Source organism: Metabacillus niabensis (genome assembly GCF_902829255.1).
Lineage (GTDB): Bacteria > Bacillota > Bacilli > Bacillales > Bacillaceae > Metabacillus > Metabacillus niabensis.
Map to the genome: position 1 here is coordinate 1 of NZ_CADEPK010000208.1, position 8,635 is coordinate 8,635.

At 35.3% G+C, this 8,635-nt stretch carries 10 protein-coding genes; 1 reads left to right on the top strand and 9 read right to left on the bottom strand.

The genetic code is table 11. The features are described 5' to 3' along the window. Positions 1-45: 45 nt before the first annotated feature. The 4 genes from HU235_RS13710 to HU235_RS13725 all read right to left on the bottom strand — a co-directional run bounded on the left by HU235_RS13710 (position 46) and on the right by HU235_RS13725 (position 3,592). Positions 46-693 (bottom strand): SDR family oxidoreductase, encoded by a 648-nt coding sequence (locus HU235_RS13710; RefSeq protein WP_174880551.1) that lies wholly within the window; start codon positions 691-693, stop codon positions 46-48. 125 nt (positions 694-818) lie between these two features. Then, positions 819-2,279 (bottom strand): D-alanyl-D-alanine carboxypeptidase/D-alanyl-D-alanine endopeptidase, encoded by a 1,461-nt coding sequence (gene dacB / locus HU235_RS13715; protein ID WP_174880552.1) that lies wholly within the window; start codon positions 2,277-2,279, stop codon positions 819-821. A gap of 100 nt (positions 2,280-2,379) precedes the next feature. Beyond that, a complete protein-coding gene (locus HU235_RS13720; protein ID WP_174880553.1) occupies positions 2,380-3,222 on the bottom strand; it encodes an aldo/keto reductase in 843 nt (280 codons plus the stop codon). A 268-nt stretch (positions 3,223-3,490) separates the two neighbouring features. After that, positions 3,491-3,592 (bottom strand): YjcZ family sporulation protein, encoded by a 102-nt coding sequence (locus tag HU235_RS13725; protein WP_095300074.1) that lies wholly within the window; start codon positions 3,590-3,592, stop codon positions 3,491-3,493. A gap of 136 nt (positions 3,593-3,728) precedes the next feature. On the opposite strand from HU235_RS13725, the gene HU235_RS13730 reads away from it, so the two are divergent. Next, positions 3,729-4,397, top strand: coding sequence for an SOS response-associated peptidase (locus HU235_RS13730; protein WP_095300075.1), 669 nt, complete (start codon positions 3,729-3,731; stop codon positions 4,395-4,397). Between the two features lie 91 nt (positions 4,398-4,488). On the opposite strand, the gene HU235_RS13735 is transcribed toward HU235_RS13730, so the two are convergent. From HU235_RS13735 to pdxR, 5 genes are all read right to left on the bottom strand, one after another. After that, positions 4,489-5,103: an alpha/beta hydrolase gene (locus tag HU235_RS13735; protein WP_174880554.1), complete on the bottom strand. Its 615-nt coding sequence runs from the start codon at positions 5,101-5,103 to the stop codon at positions 4,489-4,491. 27 nt (positions 5,104-5,130) lie between these two features. Beyond that, positions 5,131-6,105 (bottom strand): ring-cleaving dioxygenase, encoded by a 975-nt coding sequence (locus HU235_RS13740; RefSeq protein WP_174880555.1) that lies wholly within the window; start codon positions 6,103-6,105, stop codon positions 5,131-5,133. 213 nt (positions 6,106-6,318) lie between these two features. After that, positions 6,319-6,678 carry a hypothetical protein gene (locus tag HU235_RS13745; protein WP_174880556.1) on the bottom strand — a complete coding sequence of 120 codons (360 nt, stop codon included), beginning with the start codon at positions 6,676-6,678 and terminating at the stop codon, positions 6,319-6,321. A gap of 14 nt (positions 6,679-6,692) precedes the next feature. Then, positions 6,693-7,304, bottom strand: coding sequence for a spore coat protein (locus HU235_RS13750; RefSeq protein ID WP_212591219.1), 612 nt, complete (start codon positions 7,302-7,304; stop codon positions 6,693-6,695). 243 nt (positions 7,305-7,547) lie between these two features. Further along, a partial coding sequence (pdxR, locus tag HU235_RS13755) for a MocR-like pyridoxine biosynthesis transcription factor PdxR (protein ID WP_233452227.1) occupies positions 7,548-8,635 on the bottom strand: 1,088 nt, incomplete at its 5' end.

An 8,635-nucleotide genomic window follows, 5' to 3' on the forward strand; every position in this document is an offset into this window, starting at 1 on the left:
TATTAGAAAAAACCTATCAATTGATAGGTTTAGAATTGCATCGTATTAGTTTAATTTTTTAACTGCTTCACTTATCGGTACATCTCCTGATACGAGATCGAACGAATGTTTAATGGTCTTGTTTTCCTGAAGACATGCAACAATTGTACGGGCTACGTCTTCACGAGGGATTGTTGAACGTTGAACATTTTCCCCAACCGCTATTTTTCCAGTTCCAGATTCATTTGTTAATCCACCTGGACGAATAATCGTGTAATCTAAATTTGATTGTACAAGCATTTTATCTGCATAATGCTTTGCAACGTAATATGGTTTTATTGCTTCACTCCAATTTTCTCGGTTATGAGCTTGGAAGGCGCTAACCATAATGTACCGAGATATTTGTGCCTTTTTAGCTGCTTCCATCGTTTTAACGGCCCCGTCCAAATCAATTAATAATGTTTTATCTGCTCCAGTATGACCACCTGATCCTGCAGTAAATACGATCGCATCACAACCGTTTGCTGCCTTTGCAATTTCATCAACTGTCCCTTCTAGATTACCTTGTACCGCTTCGATTCCATTTTCCTCTAATTGCTTGACCTGCTCCTCTGATCTTACCATTGCTCTAACATGATGCTCATTACTTTGATGCAAAAGATGGACAAGGTGTTTTCCAATCTGTCCATTTGCTCCGACGACAAGAACATTCATTTGTTATTACTCCTTTCATATGTATGTAGCTCTTCTCTTCTATTATTTCAATCATGAATATTTATTTCAAAGGGAATGCTCATAGTTGAATCATATAAATGAAAATTTTGGCACTCACGTATCTTTTATTTCATATTTACTAACAAATTGAGGATTTCTTCTTCAACCTTCTTCCCATCATCATGATCTTTAAGATGATTTAGAACGATTGAAAAAATAATCGCCTTATTGTTATCAATTATTAAATAACCAGAAAGAGAACTTACATTTGTTAATGTTCCAGTTTTAGCGATAACCTTTTCTTTAAGCTTACCTTCTTGCATTCGATGTCTTAATGTCCCACCTTTTAACTTACCTTCAACTCCCGAAATTGGTAACGATTGATAAAATACTGGAAACCACTCCATCTGTTTTACTTTATAAAGCAAATTTGTAATTTCATTAGCCGGAATTAAATTTTGATGTGAAATTCCAGAGCCATCACGAATTACTAGGTTATTTGAATTTATCCCTAACGTTGATAATGCTTGTTTTTCAATTTCTAATCCTGCTTCCCAGCTTCCGTTGTCTAAAAATTCCTTCCCCATTTCTTTAATTAGAATTTCTCCATGTCCATTATTACTAAGCTTCATAAATGGAATTAATACATCCTTTAATGGCATTGACTTGTGGTGATGTAAAGTTAGTGACTTTTTAGGAGTTTTCTCCACCTTTAATGTGCCTTCTATTCTAATTCCTTCCCTTTCTAAGATTTGCTTGAAGACATTCAAAGTAATGATTGTCGGTTCCCAAACAGCAATCCATTCCTTTTGTTTTGGAGAATCGACAGGGATGGTTCCCGAGACAATTATCGTATTTGCCCCATGCATACGTTCAATCGTTACATGGTGTGTAGCTTCTGCTGGAACTGTTTTTGTCCTGTTCACTATATGAATTGGATCTGACTCTGGAATTATCTTTATTATTGCTTTCTCGTTGATTCGTTTACTTGCTGCTATTTCTAATTTCACAGTACCTGAATCAAAATCAGTGTCAGGGGCAATGCTTAATGCAGATATCGCAGCTCCATAATTTGCTGCTTCATCTGACCAAGGTACATCTACAGAATATCGAACATGATCAAAATAGAAATCGTCAGCTATTAAGTCACCGTTTATTTTTGTAATTCCTTCCTTCTTTAACAATCGTGCAAATTCCTCTAAGTCTGAAGGAAGTAGAGTCGGATCACCTTTTCCTTTTAGATAAAGGCTTCCGTTTAATTCAGATTCTTTAATGGTTCCATCTGTTAGCAATTCTGTTTGAAAAGTATAATCCTTCCCTAATGTAGTTAGAGCCGCAGCAGCTGTAAATAATTTTAAATTCGAGGCGGGAGTTAATCTTGTATCACCATTAAAGGAAAATAGCAATTCACCTGTATCAGCGGAACGGATGCTAACCCCAGCGATTGCACCTTTTATTGAAGGATGTGACTGTAATAGCTCTGTTAATGAATTTAAATAGGCTGGAGAAATTACTGTTTCTGCGTTTATTCCTTGAATAGGGAGAAAGATCGCAAGGAGGAAAAAAGCAAACAAACGCCTAAGCATCTCATTACCTCTTTCTATTTTTTATATCTCCTTTATCATTTCATACCAGCTAAATAATATGCAAAAAGCGAATCATATCGATTCGCTTCTTCATTACCTCTTAATATTTATTCATATGATCTGGGTCTGAACCAACTCGTTTATCTTGATTCATCGCATTAATTTTATCCATATCCTCTGCACTTAGTTCAAAGTCAAAGATATCTGCATTTTCTTTTATGCGATGAGGCTTAATTGATTTAGGGATTGTGACGACCTCATTTTGTAAATCCCAGCGTAATATAATTTGTGCTGTTGACTTATTATATTTTTCTGCGATTTCAGATAAAGTTGGATCATTGATTAATTGACCTTGCATTAAAGGTGACCATGCCTCAAGTTGAATTTGCTGTTGTTTGCAAAATTCGTGTAAGCTTTTTTGACTTAAGCGTGGATGATATTCAACTTGGTTTACCATCGGTTTAATTTCACAATCTGCCAATAAATCCTTCAAATGATGCTCTTTAAAATTACTTACACCTATCGCACGAATTCTTCCTTCTTTATAAAGCTTTTCTAATGCTTTCCATGTTTCTTTATATTTATTTAGCTCTGGAACTGGCCAATGAATAAGATATAAATCTAGGTAGTCTAAGCCTAGCTTTTCCATCGATTCATCAAATGCATTTAATGTGGATTCATAACCTTGGTTAGTGTTCCAAACTTTTGATGTAATAAATAGCTCCTCACGAGGAACATCTACTTCTGCAATTGCTTTTCCTACACCCTCTTCGTTTCCGTAGACGGCAGCTGTATCAATGCTTCGATACCCTACTTCAATTGCTGTTTTAACTGAGTCGATAACCTCTTGACCTTCTTCAACCTTGAAAACCCCTAATCCGAACCAAGGCATCTTTACTCCATTATGTAGTGTAGTTGTGCTTTTTAAGCTTTTCATCCTCATAACCCCTTTATTATGTGGTATTTTATTAAGTTGCTTAGGTATTTTTCCTATTTTACGAGAGAAAGGAATTACCTAAAACCTAATAAGTGATTCTCCTATCTTTTGAATAAAAAATTCAATAGATAGGAGTCTCGTCTTATATTTTGCAATAAAAGATTTATTCTATAAAGTAATATGCTCAAAAATTTTGAGTAAAACTATTTGTCCCCCTCTACAATGAAAAAAGCCCTATATCGAAAAGATAAGGGCAATCTTTTTCTTCGAATTGTCAGTAACCAACGTAAGAAGCACCGATAATAATTAACAAGATAAACAATACAACTAATAGAGCAAATCCAGCTCCAAAGCCGTAACCAGCTTCACCACCCATTGTTACACCTCCTAAAGCTTTTGCTTTACTATATGTATCTAGACAAAAGTCTGTATAGGCATTTCACCTTTGCTTTTTCTTTTTACCTTATGTTATAAAGTTTATAAAGATGAAATGAAGATCGGTGGTGTAATCAATGTGTGGACGCTTTTCCTTAGCTACAGATCAAACGATTTTACAAGAGCATTTTGAATTTCTTATACATGAAGAGCTTGAGTTTAGATATAATATTGCTCCTTCCCAGGATATCCTTGTCGTTGGCTCAAATGGAGTAGATCGTGTTGGAACAAAAATGAGATGGGGACTTGTTCCTCCGTGGGCAAAGGATACGAAAATTGGTTATAAAATGATTAATGCTCGGGCTGAGTCACTTGATGAAAAGGTTAGTTTTAAAAGACCTTTTCAATCACAGAGATGCCTTATCTTATGCGATGGTTTTTATGAATGGAAAAAAGAAGGGAACATGAAACAGCCATATCGCTTTATGATGAAAAATAACAAGCCATTTGCCTTTGCTGGATTATGGGAACGATGGGATAAAGGAGACAAGCCGCTATTTACGTGCACGATCATTACAACAAAATCAAACGAGTTGTTAGAAGAAGTACATGACAGAATGCCTGTTATTTTACCCGAAGATAAATATGATGAGTGGATTGATAGAAATCAAACAAATTATAACGATTTAAAATCATTACTAGTACCTTATCAAGCTAATTTAATGGATTGCTATCCAGTATCAAGCTTAGTCAATTCTCCGAAAAACGAGTCTAAGGAATGTATTGTAAATGTAAATAGTCTTTAGTTTTCATATGTAGTTTTGTTTTCAAATAACAATGGTCAGCTACCTTCAAGATTAAACCTGAAGTAACTGACCATTTCTATTTTTCGTGATATCATTTTGATTCGGTAAGACGTATATACCATTCTCTTGCCTTTTCAACTTCATCTCTTGTTAATTGATGACCTGCATGACCCCAATGTTCCTCAACAATTGCATTTGCATTTCGAAGCGTTTCGATAAGCTCCTTCGTTTCTTGTTGTGGTATGATTGGATCGTTTGTACCTGCACCAATAAATATGTTAGTGTTTGATAAGTCTGGTAAATGAATTCCTCTACGTGGAACCATTGCATGAAACAGAATAGCGCCATGTAAGACGTTCGGAAGATGATACATTAGACTTGCTGCTATATTAGCGCCATTTGAATAGCCTATTGCAAAGAGACGCTCACGATCAAATTCATATTTTTCAGCAGCCTCATTTAGAAATTCATTTAATTCATTTGTACGAAAAATTAAATCCTCCTCATCAAAAATTCCCTCTGCAAGCCGTCTGAAAAATCTTGGCATCCCATTTTCAAGGACATTCCCTCTTACACCGAGGATTGATGCATCTGGTGCAATCATATTGGCTATTGGTAATAAATCATGTTCATTTCCACCTGTTCCGTGGAGTAGAACAAAAGTTGGTGCGTTTTTATCTTTTCCTGCTTGATAAATATGTTTCATAAAAATGAAATTCCCCTCTCTAACCTATCAATTTGTTTCCAATGGCGTTAATTTTGCTTCAATTTCTTTTCGTTTGCTTTCGAAATAAGGAGGTAAAGCTAATGTTTCTCCTAAATGCTCAAAATCTTCGTCACCTTCAAATCCAGGTCCGTCTGTTGCAAGCTCAAATAAATTTCCATTTGGTTCTCTGAAATATAATGACGCAAAGTAATATCGTTCGACAAACCCAGAATTAGGCAAATGATTTTCTTCCAGAATCGCTTGCCATTTTTCCAATTCTTTTGCATCCTCTACGCGAAATGCAACATGGTGAACGCTTCCTCGACCTGGTCTTTCACGACTTAACTCCGTTTCTTCTATTACATGAATTTCTGCACCTGTTCCACCTTCACCAGTTTCAAAGACGCGTACAGCTTTTTGATCCTTGTCTCTTTTGTACGATGCAATTTCGCGAAAGCCCATTATTTTCGTTAATACTTCGATTGTTCTCTCAGGTCGTGAAACAGTTAAATGTACCGGGCCTAGTCCGATGATTCCCTTTTCTTTCGGTACAGGGCTTTTATCCCAAGGGATTCCTCCTGTTACCCCTTTATTTCCTTCATCGGAAACTAAGATTAATCGTTGTCCTTCAGGATCTCTGAACGATAATGTCGCTCGCTGTGATTCATATTGAATCTCATCATGGTCAACATGTAATTGGACAAATCTCTCTTTCCAATATTGAAGTGCCTCGTTGTCTTTTACACGGAGTGAGGTAGCTGTAATACTGTTTGTCCCAGGATATGTTCTCCCTGCACGAGGAATCTCAAAAAAAGTTAAGTCAGTGCCTGGATTTCCTCGTTCATCCGCATAAAACAAATGATAGACAGATGTGTCATCCTGATTGACGGTTTTCTTTACTAATCTCATCCCTAATACTTTTGTATAAAATTCAAAGTTATTCTTTGCATTTGCCGTTAATGCTGATACATGATGAATTCCTTTTAATGGTTTTCTATTCATAGTGATCTTCCTTTCAACCCTATTTCAATGAAAATACGGAATATCTCAGTTAAAATAATCTCGATTTCAAGATAATTATATAAGAACCTTTTTCAGATGTCAACTTTATAAAGAGTATGTATATGCATCGGTTTTGGTAAGGACATAGTAAAAATATGGAAGGAAACAGGGTAAAGTTGACTCAAACTTACCTTTACCCTGCCTGCAGGCTTTTTATCGTTGGATGAATGGTCTATTTACTTGTGAAGCTTGATAACTTGGGATTTGTGATTGAATAGTAAAACCTTGTGTCGCTGGAGCTGTTGTTGAAATTTCTTGCTGCATTTGATTGCAAAAATTTAATACTTGTTGGCATTGTTGAATCGCTTGGTGATGATTTTGCAGACTTTGCTGGATAACATGAACAGCTTGTTGTTCGTGATGAATCATTTGTTGTAACATTTGAACATTTTGTTGCTCTTGTTGGAGCATTAGTTTATATTGCTGACTGCTCTGTTGTGTTTGTTGAATCATTTGTTGAACGATTTGACGGCATTCGTTAATTTGTTGAATCGCATGTTGATTAGTATGCATTGTAATCCCTCCAATTAAAAGTGTATATTGTTTTGGCTTATTTGTTGTGCAGTCGGATTATATATACTGCTCGGTTGGTAGCTGTTCATTATTGCGTTTGTCGTTGTTTGATCAAATGTTGGAACTTGATAGTAGCCGTTTTTATTCATGTAGCTCCAAACTTCATAGGCTTGGTCAGCACAATTTTTCGCACTTTGAATCATCATTTCACGTAATCCTGAATCTGTACATTCTAGAGCTGCTTGCATTTTCATAACTGCTGATGATTTATGAAGTCCAAGCATACAAGAGGATACATCACGGTCGTTCATATGATTAACAGATGCATTTGGAATTTCTGGAACCCCACCTTGCTTGATCCCGTATGAAGGTGTAAAATTCATATTTGCTTTAACGCTCGGTAATTGTCCTATATTTGCTTTTTGTTGAACTGCTTGTAATATTGTATTGTACTCACTTGTCATAAACGATAATTGATTTTGAAGAATATTCTTTAACTCTTGATCCTGGCAATATTGTTGAAACAATTGAAACTGATTAATTCCATTGATTGTACACATTAACACTTCATGACAATCTAAAATTTCATGGGCTCCGATTGCTTGTTGGTTCATTTGATTTTGCATATGTCGTTCCTCCATTATCTTAAGTTTTAAAGCCAAATATAAATTACCACGATAGTTGAAAAAATATACAATCTATTTATGTTTCTTATATTTTTCAAAGAACATTCCATATGTGACAAAACTTCTTTTAACAGTAGATGAATAATAATTAGGTGTTCCAGGATTTTCACGGATCTACATTTCATTTTGTTATTAAACAAAAAAAACAGAACCAAAAATGGTCCTGTTATTTCACTATTTTTTTCATGGGTTGTTTGGAAACCATGCGATTTTAAGTAATCGTAATCCTTCCTCGATTGCTGTTTCCGATAATCCGCCAAAACCTAGTAAAAGTATGTTGTCTTGCTCTTGATGATTTTCAATTTTGTAGATTGATGTTGGATATACGTTGACACCGAATTGTTTAGCTGTATCAATAAGCTTTAATTCGTCCATATCGTTTTTCACTTTAATGACAATATGAAGTCCTGCGCCTGCACCCACTATTTCTATTTTATCCTCAAAAATGTCTGAAAAGCGACTTGTTATAATCGCATGCTTTTTTTGATAAAGGGTTCGCATTTTTCTCATATGTCTCTCAAAATCACCTGATTCCATGAACCATTGAAGGGTTTTTTGAAAAATAGGTGATGCATGTTGGTCATAGCTATGCTTACCTAAATGAAATAAGCAAAGCAAATCTGTTGGTAAAACAAGATAACTAATTCGAAATGAAGGTGTAAGTGATTTTGAAAATGTCCCTAAATAAATGACTCTTCCATTATTGTCAAGACTTTGTAACGAAGGAATAGGACGATTATTATAGCGAAATTCTCCGTCATAATCATTCTCAATAATATAAAATTGATTTTCTGTAGCGTACTTTAATAGTTTAATTCGTTTGTTAATCGAAAGGGTCATCCCATATGGAAACTGATAAGATGGTGTGAGATAAATAGCTTGTACTTCTTTTTTCTTTAATTTATTTAAGTTAATACCGTCCAGTTCTAAATCTAGTGGTTCAACTTGAAATGGAAATTTATTTAATAAAGCTTTCACCCCAACATGTACGGAGCTTTCGACAGCAATGCTTGTCGTTCTGTTTTGAATGAGCTGAAACAAAAGATCTAGAGAATGAAATGTACCAGCACCAATGACAATTTGATCTGGAGAGCACCTGACACCACGATTTTGGTGTAGGTATGAAGCGATTTCCTTACGAAGTCCTATTTCCCCTTGGATATCCCCATATAATAAATGGAAACTGTTTTCTGGCAGTAGGCTTCGATTCATAAATTTTCGCCATTTTGCTAACGGGAAATGATGCAAATCAATCGTGCCATAGCCAAAGT

Bases quoted from the DNA above. Each gene is read 5' to 3' on its own strand.
- HU235_RS13710 (WP_174880551.1), bottom strand. From the start codon at position 693: ATGAATGTTCTTGTCGTCGGAGCAAATGGACAGATTGGAAAACACCTT.
- dacB (WP_174880552.1), bottom strand. From the start codon at position 2,279: ATGCTTAGGCGTTTGTTTGCTTTTTTCCTCCTTGCGATCTTTCTCCCT.
- HU235_RS13720 (WP_174880553.1), bottom strand. From the start codon at position 3,222: ATGAGGATGAAAAGCTTAAAAAGCACAACTACACTACATAATGGAGTA.
- HU235_RS13725 (WP_095300074.1), bottom strand. From the start codon at position 3,592: ATGGGTGGTGAAGCTGGTTACGGCTTTGGAGCTGGATTTGCTCTATTA.
- HU235_RS13730 (WP_095300075.1), top strand. From the start codon at position 3,729: ATGTGTGGACGCTTTTCCTTAGCTACAGATCAAACGATTTTACAAGAG.
- HU235_RS13735 (WP_174880554.1), bottom strand. From the start codon at position 5,103: ATGAAACATATTTATCAAGCAGGAAAAGATAAAAACGCACCAACTTTT.
- HU235_RS13740 (WP_174880555.1), bottom strand. From the start codon at position 6,105: ATGAATAGAAAACCATTAAAAGGAATTCATCATGTATCAGCATTAACG.
- HU235_RS13745 (WP_174880556.1), bottom strand. From the start codon at position 6,678: ATGCATACTAATCAACATGCGATTCAACAAATTAACGAATGCCGTCAA.
- HU235_RS13750 (WP_212591219.1), bottom strand. From the start codon at position 7,304: ATGCAAAATCAAATGAACCAACAAGCAATCGGAGCCCATGAAATTTTA.